Below are 19,520 nucleotides of genomic sequence, written 5' to 3' on the forward strand. Positions count from 1 at the left end.
ACCCTATTCGTCACTTCGATAACGAGGACACCGCCAACGCCAACTGGGGCCTGGGGGGCTCTCGAGGCGCACTCGCAGTCGGGGGTCCTGCTTCTTCCTGTATGACAAGTGTTCACTCCTTGTCAAAACTTCCCGGGTTGTGGTAGTTCTCCGTGCTCCGACGGTGCGCGGCGTGCGGGCGAATCCGAAGTCCGGAAGGAGCCCACGCGGCGAAGAGCCCTCGCGAGGGGGGGGGTCCCCTGAGAGAGGTCGAATTCCGAGGCAGGCCTCGCTCGTCGGGAAAAAGAGGGTGGGAACACAATGAAGAATTCGGCGTACCGGTCGACCGGTATGCGCTCTCGTGGACTCTCCACGAGGGTGCTTGGCGTGGCATGGCTCGCTTCGGCTCTGGCCTGCGGGGACTCGGCGAGCGTGCCGGGGAGCTCGCGGCTCGAGGGCTATCGCTCGAGCCTGGGCATCCACAAGGTGCAACTCGACGCGGAGAAGGCGGCCGAGCTGGAGAAGCAGGGCGCCAGGGTCCTCGGCGACTACGGCTCCTACAAGCTGGTCCAGGTGGATGATGCCACGCTGGACTCGCTCTCTCCGGAGAAGGGCACGGAGCTGCGCGATGACTACAATCACATCCTGCTGAACGCGGGGGTCATCGACACCGCCTCCGAGTACGCCAGGTCGCTGCGCGGCATGAAGAAGAACGCCGCGGGCAAGGGCTTCCACATCGTGCACTTCGACGGCCCGGTGAAGGCCGAGTGGCTCGAGGAGCTCGAGGCCACGGGCGTGCGGGTGGTGACGTACATCCCCAACAACGCCTACCTCGTTTATGGCGATGCGACGGCGATGGGCAGCCTGCAGAAGCACATCGCCGCGGCACCCGCCATCCGCTGGGACGGCGAGTACCTGGATGACTACAAGCTGGACCCCACCGTCCAGACGGTCGCGACGCCCGCCTACTCCGTCCAGCTCATCAAGGATGAGGAGACGAATGGGGCAACGCTGGAGCTCATCCGCAAGTTGCAGACGCGTGAGGCCATCGTCCAGGAGGCCCTGGACTACGTGAACGTGGTGGCCTTCGTGGACCGCCAGGCGCTCAATGAGATTGTCCAGCGCCCGGACGTGCTGTCCATCCAGCCGCGCCCGCTGCCCAGGAAGTTCGACGAACGGCAGAACATGATTCTCTCCGGTCAGCTGACCGGAAACGCGCCGAGCGGAGCGACCTGGCTGGCGTGGCTGGCGTCCAAGGGCTTTACCCAGGCCCAGTTCACCGCGTCGGGCTTCGGCGTGGACGTGACCGACAGCGGCATCGACAACGGCACGCCGCTGCCCAACCACTTCGGCCTGTACCTCAACGGAGACGTCACCGGCACCAGCCGCGTGGTGTACAACCGACTGGAAGGCACGCCGAACACCGGCAGCACCATCCAGGGCTGCGACGGCCACGGCAACCTGAACGCGCACATCGTCGCGGGCTTCTCCAACCAGAGCGGGGCTCCGTTCGCGGACGCGGCCGGGTTCCACTACGGCCTGGGCGTGGCGCCCTTCGTGAAGGTGGGCTCCTCGGTGGTGTTCGACCCGGGTGACTTCACCTCGCCCAACTACGAGAACCTGCAGTCGCGCGCCTATCGCGACGGCATGCGCATCAGCTCCAACAGCTGGGGCTCGAACGCCAACACGTACACCGCGGACTCTCAGCGCTACGACGCGCTGGTGCGTGACGCTCAGCCCACGGCCTCGGCGGTGCCCAACGCCGGCAACCAGGAGATGATCATCGTCTTCGCGGCGGGCAACAACGGCTCGTCGGCGAACACGGTGGGCAGCCCCGGTACGGCCAAGAACGTCATCACCGTGGGTGCCTCGGAGAACGTCCAGGCCTTCGGCGGCGCGGATGCCTGCGGCACCACGGACGCGGAGGCCAACAGCGCCTACGACATCGTGGCCTTCTCCAGCCGAGGCCCCGCCTCGGACGGCCGCAAGAAGCCGGACATCATGGCGCCGGGTACGCACGTGTCGGGCGGCGTGGCGCAGGCCGCTGGCCAGCGAGCCAGCCCGCCGGCGATTGCCACCGGCCAGAAGCTCTCGTGCTTCGACGCCTCGGGCGTGTGCGGGGGTCCGAGCTCGGACTACTTCCCGGTGACGCAGCAGTGGTACACGGCGTCCTCCGGCACCAGTCACGCCACCCCCGCGGTGGCCGGTGGCACGGCGCTGCTGCGCCAGTACTTCATCAATCAGGGCGTCACCCCGCCGAGCCCGGCGATGACGAAGGCCTACCTGATGAACTCGACCCGTTACATGACGGGCGTGGGGGCCAACGACTCGCTCTGGTCCACCAACCAGGGCATGGGGTTGATGGACCTGGGCATGGCGTTCGACGGCGTGCCGCGCCTGGTGGGTGACCAGACCCCGGCCAGCCTCTTCACGGCCTCGGGCCAGACGAGCACCTTCAACACAGTGGTGGCAGACTCGACGAAGCCCTTCCGCGTGACGGTGGCGTGGACGGACGCGCCAGGCTCCACCACCGGCAGCGCCTGGAAGAACAACCTGGACCTCACCGTGACGGTGGGCACCAGCACGTACAAGGGCAACGTCTTCACCGGAGCCAACTCGACGACGGGTGGCACGGCGGACAGCTCCAACAACGTGGAGAGCGTCTTCCTGCCGGCGGGCACCGAAGGCGCTGTCACGGTGACGGTGACGGCAGCCAACATCAACTCGGACGGCGTGCCCAACAACGCCTCCTCGATGGATCAGGACTTCGCGATCGTCGCCTACAACGCCTGCAACAACATGCCGGCTGCCCCCACGGGTGTGACGGCCACCGTGAGCGGCAGCAACCGCGTCGACATCCAATGGACCGTCAATGGCGCCGCCGCCTACCACATCTACCGGGCCACCACCGCGGGCGGGCCGTACACCCGCGTAGGTACCGCCGTGGCTCCGCCGTTCTCGGACACCGGGCTGTCGGGCGGCACGACGTATTACTACGTGGTGCGCGCGAAGGCGTGTGCCGAGTCCCCGAAGTCCAACGAGGCCTCCGTGACGGCCACGGGCATGTGCGCGCTGCCGCCCTCCTTCGCGGGTCTCTCCTCCGCCTCTAACAACGCCCAGAGCACCTGCGCCAATACCCTGTCCTGGTCCGCGGCCACGCCCTCCTGCGGTGGCGCCCTCACGTACTCGGTGTACCGCGGCACGACGCCGGGCTTCACCCCCTCTGCGACCAACCGGCTCGCCACGGGCGTGACGGGCACCTCCTACCTGGATGACGCCAACCTGGCCGACGGCACCCCGTACTACTACGTGGTGCGCGCCACCGAGGTGAGCTCGGCCACCCTCGAGGACACGAACACGGTGGAGAAGGCGGCCACCCCGACGGGTACCATCACCCCGGGTGTCCGCTACTTCGATGACTTCGACTCCAGCCGTCCGGCCAATGCCTCGGCGTACTGGATTCCGACGGTGGGCACTGGCAGTGCGGCCACCATGGCCATCGTGTCCGGTTGCCACTACCAGTCGGCCACCAACGCCTACCGCTTTGGTGCGGCCTCCACGGCCTGCGGTGGCACGTATCCCATCAGCCAGCAGCACACGCTGGTGCTCGGTGGTAACGGCTCGGTGTCGTCCACCATCAACGGCTTCTCCATCCCGGCGAGCGCGATCAACCCCCAGATGACGTTCAACATCTGGTACAGCTTCGAGGCCCGGTACGACGGTGCCTGGCTCGCCTACAGCACCACGGGGCCGAGCGGTCCGTGGATCAATGTGGGTGATGCGGCCGTGGCGACGGCGCCGTACATCTCGGCGGGCGGTTACGACAACACGCTCAACAGCAGCTCCACCACGCGCAGCTGGACGACGACGACCGCGGGCAGCTCCGGCACCAATGGCGCGCTCAAGGCCGTCACCGTCAACCTGGCCGCGCTGGCGGGCCAGAAGGTGTGGTTCGGCTTCAAGTTCTACAGCGACTCGACCAGCAACTACGAGGGCTTCTACGTGGACGACGTCCGCATCAACGCGGACCAGGTGGCCACCTGTTCTCCCCACGTTCCTCCTCCGGGACCGGTCGCCGCCTACAAGGTGACTGGAGTGCCTGCCTCGGTGCTGGCGAACACGCCGGTGACCTTCAGCCTCACGGCCGTTGACGCCGTGGGCGTGGTGGCCACCGGGTACAGCGGAAGCGCCTCCTTCACCAGCTCGGATGCCGCGGCGGTCCTGCCCTCCACGGCGACCTTCTCCGGTGGTGTGGCGAGCGGCCTGTCCGCCACCTTCAAGACGGTGGGCAGCCAGTCCCTGACCGCGAAGGACACGGCGACCCCGAGCATCTCCGGAAGCTCCACGACCCACGTCCGGGTGCCGACGAATCTGGTCATCACCACCCAGCCCTCCCACACCGTCGCGGGCACTTCCATCTCGCCGGCCATCACGGTGGGCCTGCTGGACCAGGATGGCAACCCGGTGGCTGCGGGCTCGTTCAACGTCACCCTGTCCATCGCCAACAACGCAGGGGGGGGCTCGCTGTCGGGAACCACGACCGTCGCCATGAGCAGCGGCGTGGCCACCTTCAGCAGCTTGTCCATCGACAAGGCCGGCACGGGCTACACGCTGAAGGCCAGCTCCTCCGGCTTCCCCGACGTCGCCAGCTCGGCCTTCAACATCACCCCGGCCGCGGCGGCGAAGCTGGGCTTCATGACTCAGCCCTCCACCACCCTGGCGGGCGCGTCCATCACCCCGGCGGTGCAGGTGGCCATCCAGGATGCGTTCGGGAATCCGACCGCCTCCACGGCCAGCATCTCCCTGGCGCTCTCGGGCGGTCCGGTGGGCGCCACGCTCTCCGGCACCACCACGGTGGCAGCGGTGGGCGGTGTCGCCACCTTCGGCAACCTGTCGATCGCCAAGGCAGGCTCGGGCTACACGCTGGTTGCCTCCTCGGGCTCGTTCACGAACGCCACCAGTTCCGCCTTCAACGTCCAGCCCAATACGCCCACCCAGCTCGCCTTCAAGACGGGCCCCTCGAGCTCCACCGCGGGCTCCACCCTCGCCCCTGTCGAGGTCGAAGTCCTCGATGCCCACGGCAACCGGGCGGCCGCCACGAGCAGCATCACCCTGTCGCTCCTGGGCGGCTCGGGTGCCACGCTGGGCGGCACCACCACCGTGGCCGCCGTCAGCGGCGTGGCCACCTTCTCCGACCTCACCATCAACAAGGCGGCCAATGGCTACTCGCTGAGTGCCTCGGCCTCGGGTCTGACGAGCGCCACCAGCGGTACCTTCAACATCACCTCGGGCGTGCCCGCGGCTCTGTTCTTCACCGTCCAGCCCGGCAATGCGACGGCGGGTGTCGCCTTCTCCCCCGCGGTGAAGGTCTCCATCGTCGACTCCCTCGGCAATGTCGTGGCCGCGACGAGCAACATCACCCTGTCGCTCCAGGGCGGTTCGGGTGGCACGCTGGGTGGCACCACCACCGTGGCCGCGACCGCGGGTGTCGCGACCTTCGCTGACCTCTTCATCAACAAGGCGGCCAATGGCTACTCGCTGAGTGCCTCGGCCACGGGCCTCACGAGCGCCACCAGCTCCGTGTTCAACGTCCAGCCCAATGCGCCCACCCAGCTCGCCTTCAAGACGGGCCCCTCGAGCGCCACCGCAGGCTCCACCCTGGCCCCTGTCGAGGTCGAAGTCCTCGATGCCCATGGCAACCGCGTGGCTGCCACGAGCAGCATCACCCTGTCGCTCCAGGGCGGCTCCGGTGGCACGCTGGGTGGCACCACCACCGTGGCCGCCGTCAGCGGCGTGGCCACCTTCTCCAGCCTCTTCATCAACAAGGCGGCCAATGGTTACTCGCTGAGTGCTTCAGCCACGGGCCTCACGAGCGCCACCAGCGGCACCTTCAACATCACCCCGGGTGCGGCCGCGGCTCTGTCCTTCTCCGTCCAGCCGGGCAACGCGACGGCGGGCGTCACCTTCTCCCCGGCGGTCAAGGTCTCCATCCTCGACTCCCTCGGCAACCTCGTGACGGGTGCCTCGGACCCGGTCTCCCTGTCGCTCCAGGGCGGCTCGGGTGGCACGCTGGGTGGCACCACCACCGTGGCCGCGACCGCGGGTGTCGCGACCTTCGCTGACCTCTTCGTCAACAAGGCGGCCAATGGCTACTCGCTGAGTGCTTCGGCCACGGGCCTCACGAGCGCCACCAGCGGCACCTTCAACGTCACCCCGGGCGCGGCCGCGGCTCTGTCCTTCTCCGTCCAGCCAGGCAACGCGACGGCGGGTGTGACCTTCTCCCCCGCGGTCAAGGTCTCCATCCTCGACTCCCTCGGCAACCTCGTGACGGGTGCCTCGGACCCGGTCTCCCTGGCCCTCTCCGGCTCGGGCGCCACGCTGGGTGGCACCACCACCGTGGCCGCCGTCAGCGGTGTCGCCACCTTCAGCAACCTGTCGATCGCCAAGGCAGGCTCGGGCTACACGCTGGTCGCCTCCTCGGGCTCCCTGGCGAACGCCACCAGTTCCGCCTTCAACGTCCAGCCCAATGCGCCCACCCAGCTCGCCTTCAAGACGGGCCCCTCGGGCACCACCGTGGGCTCCACCCTCGCCCCTGTCGAGGTCGAAATCCTCGATGCCCACGGCAACCGCGTGGCCTCGACGAGCAGCATCACCCTGTTGCTCCTGGGCGGCTCGGGTGGTGCCGCGCTGGGTGGCACCACCACCGTGGCGGCTGTCAGCGGCGTGGCCACCTTCTCCAACCTCACCATCAACAAGGCGGCCAACGGCTACACGCTGAATGCTTCGGCCTCGGGTCTGACGAGCGCCACCAGCAACGCCTTCAACATCTCTTCGGGCGTGCCTGCGGCTCTGTCCTTCTCCGTTCCGCCGGGCAATGCGACGGCCGGTGTCGCCTTCTCCCCGGCGGTCAAGGTCGCCATCGTCGACTCGTTCGGCAATGTCATCACCAGCGCTTCCGACGCCATCACGCTCGTCCTGGGCTCCAACCCGGGCGGCGCCACGCTGGGTGGCTCCACCACCGTGGCCGCCGTCAGCGGCGTGGCTACCTTCCCTGACCTGACCCTCAACCGGGTGGGTTCGGGCTACACGCTGATTGCCTCCTCGGGCTCCCTGGCGAGCGCCACCAGTTCCGCCTTCAATGTCCAGCCCAATGCTCCGGCCCAGCTCGTCTTCAAGACGGGCCCCTCGAGCACCACCGCCGGCTCCACCCTCGCCCCTGTCGAGGTCGAAGTCCTCGATGCCCACGGCAACCGGGCGGCCGCTACGAGCAGCATCACCCTGTCGCTCCTGGGCGGCTCCGGTGGCACGCTGGGCGGCACCACCACCGTGGCCGCCGTCAGCGGCGTGGCCACCTTCCCCAACCTCTCCGTCAACAAGGCGGCCAACGGCTACTCTCTGAGTGCTTCGGCCACGGGTCTGACGAGCGCCACCAGCGGCACCTTCAACATCACCCCGGGTGCGGCAGTGGCTCTGTCCTTCACCGCCCAGCCCAGCCATGCGACGGCGGGTGTGATCATCTCCCCGGCGGTCAAGGTCTCCATCCTCGACTCTCTCGGCAACGAGGTGGCCGCGACGAGCAACATCACCCTGTCGCTCCAGGGTGGCTCGGGCGCCACGCTGGGTGGCACCACCACCGTGGCCGCCGTCAGCGGCGTGGCCACCTTCTCCAACCTCTCCGTCAACAAGGCGGCCAACGGCTACTCTCTGAGTGCTTCGGCCTCGGGTCTGACGAGCGCCACCAGCGGTACCTTCAACATCACCCCGGGTGCGGCTGCGGCCCTGTCCTTCACCGTCCAGCCCAGCAACGCGACGGCGGGTGTCGCCTTCTCCCCCGCGGTGAAGGTCTCCATCCTCGACGCTCTCGGCAACCTCGTGACGGGTGCCTCGGACGCGGTCTCCCTGGCTCTCTCGGGCTCGGGGGGTGCCACGCTCGGAGGCACCACCACCGTGGCCGCCGTCAGCGGCGTGGCCACCTTCCCTGACCTGACCCTCAACCGGGTGGGCTCGGGCTACACGTTGGTTGCCTCCTCCGGCTCCCTGGCGAACGCCACCAGCTCCGCCTTCAACGTCCAGCCCAATGCTCCGGCCCAGCTCGTCTTCAAGACGGGCCCCTCGAGCACCACCGCAGGCTCCACCCTCGCCCCTGTCGAGGTCGAAGTCCTCGATGCCCACGGCAACCGGGCGGCCGCCACGAGCAGCATCACCCTGTCGCTCCTGGGCGGCTCCGGTGGCACGCTGGGCGGCACCACCACCGTGGCCGCCGTCAGCGGCGTGGCCACCTTCTCCAACCTCTCCGTCAACAAGGCGGCCAACGGCTACTCGCTGAGTGCTTCGGCCTCGGGTCTGACGAGCGCCACCAGCGGTACCTTCAACATCACCCCGGGTGCGGCTGCGGCTCTGTCCTTCTCCGTCCAGCCGGGCAATGCGACGGCGGGTGTGGTCATCTCCCCGGCGATCAAGGTCTCCATCCTCGACTCGTTCGGCAACGTCATCACCAGCGCCTCCGACTCCATCACCCTCGTCCTGGGCTCCAACCCGGGCGGCGCCACGCTGGGCGGCACCACCACCGTGGCCGCCATCAATGGCGTGGCCACCTTCCCTGACCTGACCCTCAACCGCGCCGCCAGGGGTTACACGCTCCAGGCGAGCTCGGGCGTCCTGCCGGCGGTGACGAGCACCGTGTTCAACGTCACCAGCAGTGCCGCGGCGCGGCTGGTCTTCCGCAGCGCTCCGAGCAACGTCTCGGCGGCTGCGTCGCTGGCCCCCATCGTGGTGGAGCTCCAGGACGCGCTGGGCAACGTGCTCACCGACAGCACCACCCAGGTGACCCTGAGCCTCGGCACCAACCCCACGGGCGGAACCCTGCTCGGCACGACCTCGGTGTTCGCGGTCAATGGCGTGGCGACGTTCGAGGGCCTCGCCCTGCGCAAGGCAGGCACGGGCTACACGCTGGAGGCGAGAGCCCAGGGCTCCACGAGCGCGACGAGCACGGCGTTCAATGTGACGCCGGGCCCGGCGGCGAGCTACACGCTGGTGTTCCCCGTGAGCGTCACGGCGGGCCAGGAAGCCACGCTCTCCGCCACGGCGTACGACGCCTACGGGAACGTGGCCACCACCTACGCCGGCTCCATCCAGGTGACGAGCTCGGACGCGGCGGCCGTCCTCCCGGCCCACGCGGCGTTCACGGCGGGCGTGCTCAACGGCCTGAAGGTGACCTTCCTGTCCCCGGGCTTCAGGACGCTGACCCTGACGGATGCCGAGCAGCCTGGCCTGAGCGGCACCGTGCAGACCAACGTCACCGCGTTCGCGCAGCCCACCGTCCAGGTGACGGAGCCAGCGGGCGGCTCCGAGGTGTCCGGTCATGTCCGCATCACCGCCACGGGCGCGGTGGCCCCAGGCACCCGGTTGGTCCAGCTCTCCATCCTCGTGGATGGCGTGGTGATCGCCAGCGGCCAGGACGCGACCTTGACCGCGACCTGGGACACTTCCGGCCTGCCAGGTGTTTCGTCTCACACCCTCACGGCTGTCATCTCCGACAGCGCGGGCAACGTGGCGAACTCCGCCCCCGTGGGCATCACCGTGAAGAACGAGGTGAAGGGCGACGACACGGGCTGCGGCTGCGGTGCCACCTCGGGCGCGGACGCGAGCGTCTACCTGGGGCTGTTCGCCCTGGCGCGCTACGTGTCCGTCCGACGCCGGGCGAAGAAGGCCGCCTGAGGTAGGTGAGGTCCCGTGCGCACGGCCAGCGCGCGGGACCGGGCCGGGCGGAGACACTCGCTCTCCGCCCGGTCGCGGGGCTCCTGCCAAAGAAGGGACCCCGTGCCGGGACTGGTGTCGGGACTGGGGACTGGTGTCAAAGAACCCCCGGGACGGGACTGTCCGGGACTGGTGTCCCGGGACTGGTGTCAAAGAACCCCCGGGACCGGGACTGGTGTCCCGGGACTGGTGTCAAAGAACCCCCTCGGGACTGGTGTCAAAGAACCCCCGGGACCGGGACTGGTGTCCCCTCGGGACTGGTGTCAAAGAACCCCCGGGACGGGACTGGTGTCGACGGGACTGGTGTCAAAGAACCCCCGGGACCGGGACTGGTGTCAAAGAACTCCTCCGCCCGAAACGGTGGTCAAAGAACCCGAACTGAGTGGCGGCAGAGCGGGTGTCATGTGGGACTCAAGCAACAGGTAGACAGGCCTGGCCTGGACGGGTGAACCGACCCGCCTCCAAGTCTTTCCGAGGACTTGCGTGCTGGCCCATGAGCTGCATCTGGCCCTGCGAACCGAATGCAGGGGATGGGGATGGGCTGGCCGCTGAGGATGTTCCAAGAGGAGGGCTTCTACTTCGTCACTTCCAGGTGCTTTCAGGGGCGACTGCTGCTGCGCCCCTGCCAGGAGGTGAACGAGGTGGTGGGAGGAGTGCTCGCCAAAGCCGTTCAACACAGCGCCGGCTCCGTGCGCTTGCACGCCTTCACCTTCGCCTCCAATCACTTCCACCTGCTGGTGTGGGCTCGAGGAGCCTCTCTCGCCTCCTTCATGCAGTACCTGCGCGCCAACCTCTCCAGGAAGGTAGGGCGCCTGGTGGACTGGAGTGGCGGCTTCTGGGAGCGGCGCTATTCGGCGGAACCGGTGCTGGACGACACCGCGTTGGTGGGACGACTGAGCTACGTGCTCGCCCACGGAGTGAAGGAAGGACTGGTGGAGAGCAGTGCCGAGTGGCCGGGCCTCACCTGCTTGCCTCAGTTGCTGGGTCCAGCGCGCCGGCTCTTCCGGTGGTTCAACTGGACGAAGCGCTGGAACGGACGCACAAGCGAGGACCTGGCGGCGCAGCCAGGGCCCTTTGCCGAGGAATGGGCCGAACCGGTGGAGTTGGAGCTGGCGCCACTGCCGTGCTGGCAAGGACTGGATGAGGAGGACAAGCAGCGTGCGGTGCGCGCGTTACTCTCAGAGGTGCAAGCCAAGGCCCGAGCCCGGGGCAAGCCTGTCTTGGGAGCGAGGACCGTGCAGGAGCAGCACCCGCATACCCGTCCCGAGCACCTCAAGCGCAGCCCTCGGCCTTTGGGGCATGCATCCACACCCCAGGTGCTGCTCGCATTGCGCGAGCAGTACCGTGCCTTCGTCTCCGCTTTCCGCCAAGCGGCTGCTCGCTGGTGGCGAGGGGATTTCTCAGCCCCCTTCCCTCCCTTCTCCTTTCCTCCTCGTGTCGTGCCGGGTCACCTCACTCGCGTTCTTTGACTCCCACCGAATTCCCTCTCGGGTCGCCTCGCTTGAGTTCTTTGATTCCCTCTCGGGGAATTCTTTGACACCCTCTCGGCAGGGCCCTCTCGCGGGGGGGCAATTCTTTGACACCCTCTCGCGACACCCTCTCGCGCCCTCTCGCGGAATTCTTTGACACCCTCTCGGCTGGGGAATTCTTTGACACCCTCTGCTGCGAATTCTTTGACACCCTCTGCTGCTGCGACACCCTCTGCTGCCCTACTTGCGCTGCGGTGACGGCGGGAACTCCGTGCTGACGAGGCTGTCCGAGTTCGTGTCCTTGCCAAACACCATGGCGAGGTCATTGGAGTCGAACGTGGGGTTCGTCACATGTCGGCCGGAAGCCTCCCAGTAGTGCCCATGGGCATCCGTGGGGAGGATGAGCTTGTCGCCCAGCGTGCCGTGCGCGGCATTCATGACCATGCTGCACGTGAGGCAGGCCGTCTTCACGCCGCCGATGAAGGCCGGCTGGCTCGCGCTCAGCAGGCCCTGTTGATCCAGCTTCATGAGGATGGGGTAGAAGAGCTGCTCGGCGTGCACCTCCTTCTTGAGGAAGCCCTGCCCCTGCTGGGGCAGCACGATGTAGACGCGGCCCGCCTGCACGTTGCCCACGGTCCAGCGGGTGTAGTCGCCGTTGTTCTTGACGATCTCCACCTTGGAGATCTGCGTGCACTCCAGCGCGTCCCGGAGCTGGCGGAAGACATACTCCCAGCGGAAGAGGAAGTAGTCCGGATAGGACTGCTCGGTATTGGCGGCGAAGTCCCGCTTGTAGTCCGGAAGCTTCTTCGTGTGAACCATCGGCAGACTCCGACCGACGGTGCCGTGGCTGCCCGTGTCGGAGGAGTTGAGCTTGAGCTCCGTGATGAACTTCTTGAGCGTCTTGTCCTGGGTCAGGTCCTCGTAGACCTTCTTGGAGAAGTCGTAGTTGTTGCAGGAGAGATAGAGCGAGCCCGCGGCCCACATCGCCTGGACTTCCACGGGGACCATCGCGTCCGTCGAGCCATAGTTCCGGACGAACACCAGCAGGCAGAGGCGCCGCAGGAAGGAGTTGGGACCCAGCTCGCGGTAGTCCCAGGTATGGCTGACGCTCACGACCCGGGACCCGGTCACCAGCGTGGGCCCCGCCTTGCTCGACCGGGGGTAGGTGACGCCGCCGACGACGTTCGTGATGCTCTTCATCTTGTTCTTATAGGTCGCGAAGGTCACCACGCGGTGGGGGTGCTGGGCCGTTTTCATCGGATCATGCTTGTCCTGGAGCTTCCCGTACTTGAGGTCGAAGTCGGACTGCCGCTTCTTCTGCTGGCGGTAGCCCAGCTCCATCTTGATCCGCTTCTCGGCAGTGTGGTCGTTCTGGACGGGGGTCACCTCGAACAGCGTCTCCTCTGGCTGGAAGTCCTCGTCCGCCCACTTGCGCTTCACGGCGGTGCCGCGGGACTTGGGCTCGAGTGCCAGCTCCTGGCCGACGTCGTGCACCTGCGGGTCCACGATTCCGGGCTTCCGGCGCTTCGCGGTCTTCTGCTTCTGCGTGGGATCCGGCGGGACGAAGAAGACCTGTGCGTTCGTCTTGCACAAGGGGCAGTCAGGCCGGGCCGCCTTGGCCTGCGCGTAGCTGCCGGGCGACACGTACGACCATGTCCCCTTGCACGTCATGCAGCCGAAGAAGAACGCCATGGACGACAGCCGGTCCACGATGCTCCCACCGCTCCCCTGGCAGACGTTGCAGGACGGAACCTTCGAGGACAGCTCACTCTCCAGGAAGAGCCCACTCGTGTTCTGACACTTCCGACACTTGAAGTAGTACAGCATGCCGCCTCCTCCCCGCAGTGTCCGCGCGAGCGTTGCCCGAAGGCAATCACTTGCCAGGTGGGGCGGCGGGTGGACTGGAGTGGTGGCTTCTGGGAGCAGCTCTTCTTGTCTGTTCCCAGAGAACAACTTCTTTGACACCTTCTCCCCTGCTCCACCACCACACCCATACCAAGGTATAGATTGCCCAACCCCACGTAGAATGGGTTTCGGCGAGCCCCCGGCGCATCCTGTTGCCATCAACGCTTCAGGAGATTGCGCCATGCCGCTTCCCACCTCTTCGAAGACCATCGTCCTCATCCACGGTGCCTGGCTGAACCCCGCCGCCTGGGAGGGCTTCCGCGCCCGCTACGAAGCCCGGGGCTTCAAGGTCATCGCCCCGGCCTGGCCCTACCTGGACCGGTCCGTCGCCGATCTCCGCGACAACCTGGACCCGCGCTTCGTCCAGGCCACGGAGGCGGCGAACGTCGGCACGCAGCAACTGGGCGCGGCGCTCTGACTCGGACCATGATTGCGGGCTCTCTATCGCCATGCCAAGTTACCGGCATGGCCGAGGAAGCTGTCATCCACATCGTGGACGACGACCCGTCGCTGCGTACCGCCTTGCAGACCCTCTTCCGCTCCGTGGGCATGAAGGCCAGAGCCTACGACTCGGTACGCGCCTTCCTCGACGCCGAGCGGGGGGACGCCCCCGGCTGCCTTCTGCTCGACGTGCGCCTGCCCGGGACGAGCGGCCTCACCTTCCAGGGACAGCTCGAGTCGCTGGGCATCGACCTGCCCGTCATCATGATGACCGGCCACGGCGACATCCCCATGTCGGTGCGGGCGATGAAGGCGGGGGCGGTGGACTTCCTGGCCAAGCCCTTCCGCGAGCAGGACCTGCTCGACTCCGTGGCCGAGGCGGTGGAGCGCCATCGCAGCCAGCGCTCCGTGCGCGAGGACCAGGCGGACCTACGCAAGCGCTTCGACAGCCTGTCGCCGCGCGAGAAACAGGTGATGACGCTGGTGACCGCCGGGCAACTCAACAAGCAGGTGGCCGGCGAGCTGAACCTGAGCGAAATCACAGTCAAGATTCACCGCGGCTCGGTGATGCGCAAGATGAAGGCGGAGTCCCTCGCCGACCTGGTGCGCATGGCTGAAGCACTGAAGCTCCCGAAGACCCTGGACACGGCCCCGCCCCCATCCCAGGCGCGAAAACCCTGAGTCTGTGAAGAAGCCATGTCGCCCCAATCCCTCATCTCTGTCATCGACGACGATGCCTCGGTCCGCACGGCGGTGGTCAGCCTGCTCCGGTCGCTCGGGTTGAAGGGACTGGCGTTCGACAGCGCCGAGGCGTTCCTGGAGTCGGGCGAGCTGGAGAGCACGAAGCTGGTCATCACCGACATCCACATGCCGGGCATGAGCGGCATCGACCTCAAGCGGCAGCTCGATGCGCGGGGCTCCACGGTGCCCGTCATCATGATCACCGCCAAGACCGAGCCGTCGGTGCTGGAGCGGGCGCGGGCGTGCAATCCGTCCTGCCTCCTGAAGAAGCCCTTCGACAGCGACGAGTTCATTGCTTGCGTCGAGCGCGCCCTGGCATCGTAGAGCCGCGACTCTTGCCGGAGCGGGCGGATGCCGGAAGCAAAGGATTTCGAGACGGTGTCGTGCCCGCCGGACCTGCTGGGGCCGCTCATCGACGGTGTGGCCGAGAGCGTCATCGTCCGCGACCTGGGCGGCCGAGTCCTGCTGTGGAACAAGGCGTCCGAGTCGCTCTACGGCTTCGCGCGGGACGCCATGCTGGGCCGCCACCTCCATGACAGCCTCGAGGGCCAGCACCCGGCGACCCTGGCGCGCCTCGAGCGGCAGGTGCTCGAACAGGGGCACTGGGAGGGCGAGCTGACGCGGACCACCGCGTCCGGCGAGGAACGGCGCATCGAGGTCCGGTGGACGGTGTTGCGCGACCCGGAGGGCCAGCCGGCCTCCATCATCGAATACGGCCGCGACATCACGCGCTTGAGCGATCTCGAGGTGGAGTCCCGGCAGCAGGCGCACCGCTACCGCAACCTGTTCCAGGCCATGGCGGCGTCATTCTGGGAGCTCGACTTCTCGGAAGTGCGCAAGATGCTGGGCCAGCTCTTCCACGCGGGCGTCGAGGACTTCCGCGCCTACTTCGCGGCGCATCCCGAGTTCATCGACGCCGCCATCGCCGCGACACGCGTGGTCGACGTCAACGACAAGACCGTGCTGCTGTTCGGCGCCGGCAGCCGCGAGGACCTCGTCGGTGGCACCGTCGTCCCCTTCTGGCCGCCGGAGAGCCGCCACGTCTATGCCGAGAGCCTGATGGCCTCGGTGAATCGCCTGCCCAGCCTGTCGCGGGAGACGCGCCTCTCCACGCTCGACGGGCGGATGATCGATGCCCTGTTCACGGTCTGCTGGCCATCGGGCCACCATGGGCGCGGCACCGTCCTCGTCGGCGTCATCGACCTCTCCGACCGCGTGGCGGCGGAGCAGGAGGTGCGCGCCAGCGAGCTGCGCTACCGCAGCCTCTTCCAGGCCATGTCGACGGCGCTGTTCCAGATAGACACCACGCGCCAGCGCGAGCTCTTCGCCGGGCTGGCGACGCGCGGCGTCGAGGACATCGCCGCCCACCTCGAGAGCGAGCCCGACTTCCTGACCACCTACCTGGACGCGATGTCCATTGGCGAGGTCAACGAGGCGGCGGTGCGCATCATGGGCGCGAAGGACCGGTCGGAGCTGATTGGCCAGCCGGTGTCGCGCTTCTGGCCGCGGTCGTCCCATCCGGTCGTCCGGCGTTCGCTGGTCTCCAGCTTCCGGCGGAACGTCGCCTTCGAGCAGGAGACGGTCAACTACCGGCTGGATGGCACCGAAATCAACACGCTGTTCACCATCAATGCCTCGCCCGAGCTGCGGGCGCGCAACCTGGTGCTGGTCGGCCTCACCGACATCACCGAGCGCGTGGCGGCGCAGAAGGCGCTGCGGCAACTGCAGAGCGAGTTCGCCCATGCCTCGCGCCTGTCGATGCTCGGAGAGCTGACGGCGTCGATTGCGCACGAGGTGAATCAGCCGCTGGCCGCCATCACGGCCAACGGCGCGGCGGGAGCGCGCTGGCTGTCGCGGCCCCAGCCCGACCTGGACGAGGTGCGCACCATCCACGCCAACATGGTGAGTGACGCGAGGCGCGCCGCCGACATCATCGCCCGCATCCGCGCCATGGCGTCGAACAAGGCGGCGGAGCGGCAGCGCCTGCCGCCCAACCAGGTCGTCGAGGAGGCGGTGCGGTTCCTGCACCACGAGTTGGTGGCACATGAGGTGGACCTGCACCTCGCGCTCACGAGCGGCCTGCCGGACATCGAGGCCGACCGCGTGCAGCTTCAGCAGACCGTCGTCAACCTGGCGCTCAATGCCATGCAGGAGATGAAGCGCGCGGGCTGCCCGCGGCCGAGGCTCGACCTGAGGACCCTGGCGGTCGACGGCGAGCTGCACTTCGCCATCGAGGACTCGGGGCCGGGCATCCCGCCGGAGCACCATGACCGGCTCTTCCAGAGCTTCTTCACCACCAAGACGAACGGGCTCGGCATCGGCCTGTCCATCTGCCGCACCATCATCGAGGCGCATGGCGGCCGCATCTGGGCGGAGAACATCCCATCCGGTGGGGCTCGCTTCATCTTCACCGTGCCCTTCGCGAAATAGCGCCGCGCGCTACCCCTTGATGAAGGCCAGCAGGTCCTTGTTGATGACGTCCTTGTTGACCGAGCACATGCCGTGGCTGAAGCCCGGATAGACTTTCAGCGTCGCCCCCTTCACCAGGGTGGCCGTGAGCTTCGCCGCGCCGTCGATGGGGACGATCTGATCATCATCGCCGTGCATCACCAGGGTCGGCACGTCGAACCGGGCGAGGTCCGCGCGGAAGTCGGTCTCCGAGAAGGCCTTGACGCAGTCGTACTCGGCCTTCAGCCCACCCATCATGCCCTGCATCCAGAAGCTCTCGCGCAGACCCTCGGACACCTTCGCGCCCGGACGGTTGAAGCCGTAGAACGCCATGCTCAGCTCCTTGAAGAAGGAGGAACGGTCATTGCGCACGCCGGCGCGGATGCCGTCGAAGACCTCGCGGGGCAGACCGTTGGGATGCCAGTCCGTCTTCAGCATGATGGGAGGCACGGCGCCGATGAGCACGGCCTTGGCGACACGCGAGGTGCCGTGACGGCCGATGTAGCGCGTGACTTCGCCGCCACCGGTCGAGTGGCCGACATGGATGGCCTTCTTGAGGTCGAGCGCGGCGGTGAGCTGGGCGAGGTCATCCGCATAGGTGTCCATCTCGTGTCCGTCCCACGGCTGTGTCGAGCGGCCGTGGCCGCGGCGGTCGTGGGCGATGGTGCGGTAGCCCTGCTCCGACAGGAACAGCATCTGGTCTTCCCAGGCGTCGGAGCTGAGGGGCCAGCCGTGGGAGAAGACGATGGGCTGGCCGTCCTTCGGGCCCCAGTCCTTGAAGTAGAGCCGGGTGCCGTCCCGGGTGGTGAGATAGCTGCCGTCGAGCTTGCCAGCGGGAACGGTGGGGGGACGGGTCTTGGTATCCATGGGCGATTCCTTTCGACACGGGGGAACTGAATCGCCGCAGCATGCGCATCGGGATTCCGGATTGCCATCGTCTCGGGGTTTGGGCGGCCTCATACCAAGGTTTAGGTCGTCTGTCCGACAGTACAAAAGACGGCGAGAAGACCTATCGCCATAATCCCTTTCAAGCTTCGTGAAGGCGAGGCCGCTGCATGCCTGCCTTTGCGCCTACCACCCACCTACTGGAGGTGAGCCCATGCCGACACAGAGTTATTCCGCTCAGGACACCGCGTTGATCTTCATCGACCCGTATAACGACTTCCTGTCCGAGGGCGGCAAGATGTGGCCGTTCGTCAAGGAGGTGGCGAAGAGCGTGGGGCTGCTCGACAACCTGCGCGCCATCACCGCCGCCGTGCGGAAGGCGCGGATGCGCGTCTTCGTCGCTCCGCATCGTCGCATCCAACCGGGCGACTACGCGGACTGGGCCTTCCCGAGCCCGGACCAGCAGGGAACGATGCGGCTGCGCCCCTTCGAGGCCGGCACCTGGGGAGGTGACTGGCACCCGGACTTCGCGCCCCGGGACGGTGACATCGTCGTCAAGGAGCACTGGGGCCAGAACAGCTTCGCCAACACCGACCTGCACCTGCTGCTCACCCAGCACGGCATCCGCAAGCTCATCTTCATCGGCCTGATTGCCAACACCTGCGTCGAGGCGACGGCGCGCTATGCGATGGAGCTCGGCTATCACGTGACGCTCGTCACGGACGCCACCGCCGCCATGAGCCCCGACCGCATGCACGCAGCGCACGCGCTCAACGGCCCCAACTACGCCCACGCCATCCTCGACACGGCCGGCCTGCTCAAGGCCCTGCCCATCTAGTTCCCCTCCGAAGTCACCGCCAACCTCTGAAGGAGATCGCCACCATGAACAAGCCTGCTCCCGTTCCCACCGCCGTCAACACGCCCACCCGCTTCGTCGAGGTGAAGGGCCGCCGCCTCGCCTATCGCGAGCTCGGCCAGGGCGTCCCCATCATCCTGTGCCTGCGGTTTCGCGGCATCCTTGACTCTTGGGACCCCGCCTTCCTGGATGCGCTGGCGGCCCACCACCGCGTCATCACCTTCGACTATTCCGGCCTGGGTCAGTCGACGGGCACGCCCAGCTATGTGCGCACGAGCCTGGCGCAGGATGCCGTCGACCTGGCCGACGCGCTCGGCCTGGAGCGCTTCATCATCGGCGGCTGGTCGCTGGGTGGCATCGCGGCACAGGTGGTGACGCGCCTGCACCCCGAGCGCGTCATCAAGATCATCCTGATTGGCACCACGCCGCCAGGCAAGGTGCGCATGCCGGCGAAGCCCATCTTCTACGAGCGCGCCTTGAAGCCGGAGAACGACCTGGATGATGAGGTCGTGCTGTTCTTCCATCCGGAGTCGCAGAAGTCCCGCGCCGCCGCGGTGGCTTCGCACAACCGCATCGCGGCGCGCACGACGGATACCAGTCCGGCGATTCCCATCAACACCGTGCTGAAGATGCTGGCCGAGTCCAAGGGCGATGATGTCTTCGTGGATGACAGCGGCTACCGCGATTTCCTCAAGACGACCACCATCCCCATCCTGGTCATCTCCGGGGACCAGGAGATCGTCTTCCCGGTGGAGAACTGGTTCGACCTGACGCCGCAGACGAAGTCGGTGCACCTGATGGTGTTCCCGCAGATGGGCCACGGCCCGCAGCACGAGGCCCCGCAGGTCTGCGCGGACCTGATTGCCAGCTTCATCAAGAACCGCTGAGGGCCTCCGCCGACCCAAGGCTCCCGAGGCGGGCCGCCTGTCACCAGAGATGACGCGCAACCTTGCCTCGACCCTTGGGTGGACCGCATTCAGGGCGGGGTGACGTGTCCACGCGGTGGGGTCGCATATGGGTTGCTTCTGACGATCCGGCCG

The 19,520-nt window shown here is 67.4% G+C and carries 10 protein-coding genes; 8 read left to right on the top strand and 2 right to left on the bottom strand.

The window, feature by feature from the left end; genetic code table 11:
* Positions 1-366 precede the first annotated feature (366 nt).
* Both DAT35_RS60270 and DAT35_RS48650 read left to right on the top strand, forming a co-directional pair.
* Positions 367-9,696 (top strand): S8 family serine peptidase, encoded by a 9,330-nt coding sequence (locus DAT35_RS60270; RefSeq protein WP_233262159.1) that lies wholly within the window; start codon positions 367-369, stop codon positions 9,694-9,696.
* A gap of 575 nt (positions 9,697-10,271) precedes the next feature.
* Positions 10,272-11,204 (top strand): transposase, encoded by a 933-nt coding sequence (locus DAT35_RS48650; RefSeq protein WP_108076328.1) that lies wholly within the window; start codon positions 10,272-10,274, stop codon positions 11,202-11,204.
* Positions 11,205-11,444: 240 nt separating this feature from the next.
* Here DAT35_RS48650 and DAT35_RS48655 read toward each other — a convergent pair whose 3' ends face one another.
* A complete protein-coding gene (locus tag DAT35_RS48655; RefSeq protein ID WP_108076211.1) occupies positions 11,445-13,031 on the bottom strand; it encodes a hypothetical protein in 1,587 nt (528 codons plus the stop codon).
* A gap of 259 nt (positions 13,032-13,290) precedes the next feature.
* On the opposite strand from DAT35_RS48655, the gene DAT35_RS60275 reads away from it, so the two are divergent.
* Genes DAT35_RS60275 through DAT35_RS48675 form a run of 4 tightly spaced genes read left to right on the top strand, consistent with a single transcriptional unit; the run spans position 13,291 to position 16,721 of the window.
* A complete protein-coding gene (locus tag DAT35_RS60275) occupies positions 13,291-13,527 on the top strand; it encodes a triacylglycerol lipase (RefSeq protein WP_199243233.1) in 237 nt (78 codons plus the stop codon).
* Positions 13,528-13,574: 47 nt separating this feature from the next.
* A complete protein-coding gene (locus DAT35_RS48665; protein ID WP_108076212.1) occupies positions 13,575-14,231 on the top strand; it encodes a response regulator transcription factor in 657 nt (218 codons plus the stop codon).
* A gap of 15 nt (positions 14,232-14,246) precedes the next feature.
* Positions 14,247-14,615, top strand: coding sequence for a response regulator transcription factor (locus tag DAT35_RS48670; protein WP_108076213.1), 369 nt, complete (start codon positions 14,247-14,249; stop codon positions 14,613-14,615).
* A gap of 27 nt (positions 14,616-14,642) precedes the next feature.
* Positions 14,643-16,721 carry a PAS domain S-box protein gene (locus DAT35_RS48675; protein WP_108076214.1) on the top strand — a complete coding sequence of 693 codons (2,079 nt, stop codon included), beginning with the start codon at positions 14,643-14,645 and terminating at the stop codon, positions 16,719-16,721.
* Between the two features lie 9 nt (positions 16,722-16,730).
* Here the strand turns inward: DAT35_RS48675 and DAT35_RS48680 are convergent, their stop codons facing one another.
* Positions 16,731-17,606 (bottom strand): alpha/beta fold hydrolase, encoded by an 876-nt coding sequence (locus DAT35_RS48680; protein ID WP_233262160.1) that lies wholly within the window; start codon positions 17,604-17,606, stop codon positions 16,731-16,733.
* A 232-nt stretch (positions 17,607-17,838) separates the two neighbouring features.
* Here DAT35_RS48680 and DAT35_RS48685 point away from each other — a divergent pair, with 232 nt between their 5' ends.
* Entirely contained in the window at positions 17,839-18,462 is a 624-nt protein-coding gene (locus DAT35_RS48685) for a cysteine hydrolase (protein WP_108076216.1), read from the top strand.
* Positions 18,463-18,506: 44 nt separating this feature from the next.
* Complete coding sequence (locus tag DAT35_RS48690; RefSeq protein ID WP_108076217.1) at positions 18,507-19,367, top strand: alpha/beta fold hydrolase; 861 nt, start codon at positions 18,507-18,509, stop codon at positions 19,365-19,367.
* The last annotated feature ends 153 nt before the right edge of the window (positions 19,368-19,520 follow it).

The organism is Vitiosangium sp. GDMCC 1.1324 (genome assembly GCF_003044305.1).
Lineage (GTDB): Bacteria > Myxococcota > Myxococcia > Myxococcales > Myxococcaceae > Archangium.

What these genes read in the sequence shown, in the direction of transcription:
- DAT35_RS48670 (WP_108076213.1), top strand. Translation starts at nt 14,247, where the DNA reads ATGTCGCCCCAATCCCTCATCTCTGTCATCGACGACGATGCCTCGGTC.
- DAT35_RS48680 (WP_233262160.1), bottom strand. Translation starts at nt 17,606, where the DNA reads ATGGATACCAAGACCCGTCCCCCCACCGTTCCCGCTGGCAAGCTCGAC.
- DAT35_RS48665 (WP_108076212.1), top strand. Translation starts at nt 13,575, where the DNA reads ATGGCCGAGGAAGCTGTCATCCACATCGTGGACGACGACCCGTCGCTG.
- DAT35_RS48650 (WP_108076328.1), top strand. Translation starts at nt 10,272, where the DNA reads ATGGGCTGGCCGCTGAGGATGTTCCAAGAGGAGGGCTTCTACTTCGTC.
- DAT35_RS48655 (WP_108076211.1), bottom strand. Translation starts at nt 13,031, where the DNA reads ATGCTGTACTACTTCAAGTGTCGGAAGTGTCAGAACACGAGTGGGCTC.
- DAT35_RS48685 (WP_108076216.1), top strand. Translation starts at nt 17,839, where the DNA reads ATGCCGACACAGAGTTATTCCGCTCAGGACACCGCGTTGATCTTCATC.
- DAT35_RS48690 (WP_108076217.1), top strand. Translation starts at nt 18,507, where the DNA reads ATGAACAAGCCTGCTCCCGTTCCCACCGCCGTCAACACGCCCACCCGC.
- DAT35_RS48675 (WP_108076214.1), top strand. Translation starts at nt 14,643, where the DNA reads ATGCCGGAAGCAAAGGATTTCGAGACGGTGTCGTGCCCGCCGGACCTG.
- DAT35_RS60275 (WP_199243233.1), top strand. Translation starts at nt 13,291, where the DNA reads ATGCCGCTTCCCACCTCTTCGAAGACCATCGTCCTCATCCACGGTGCC.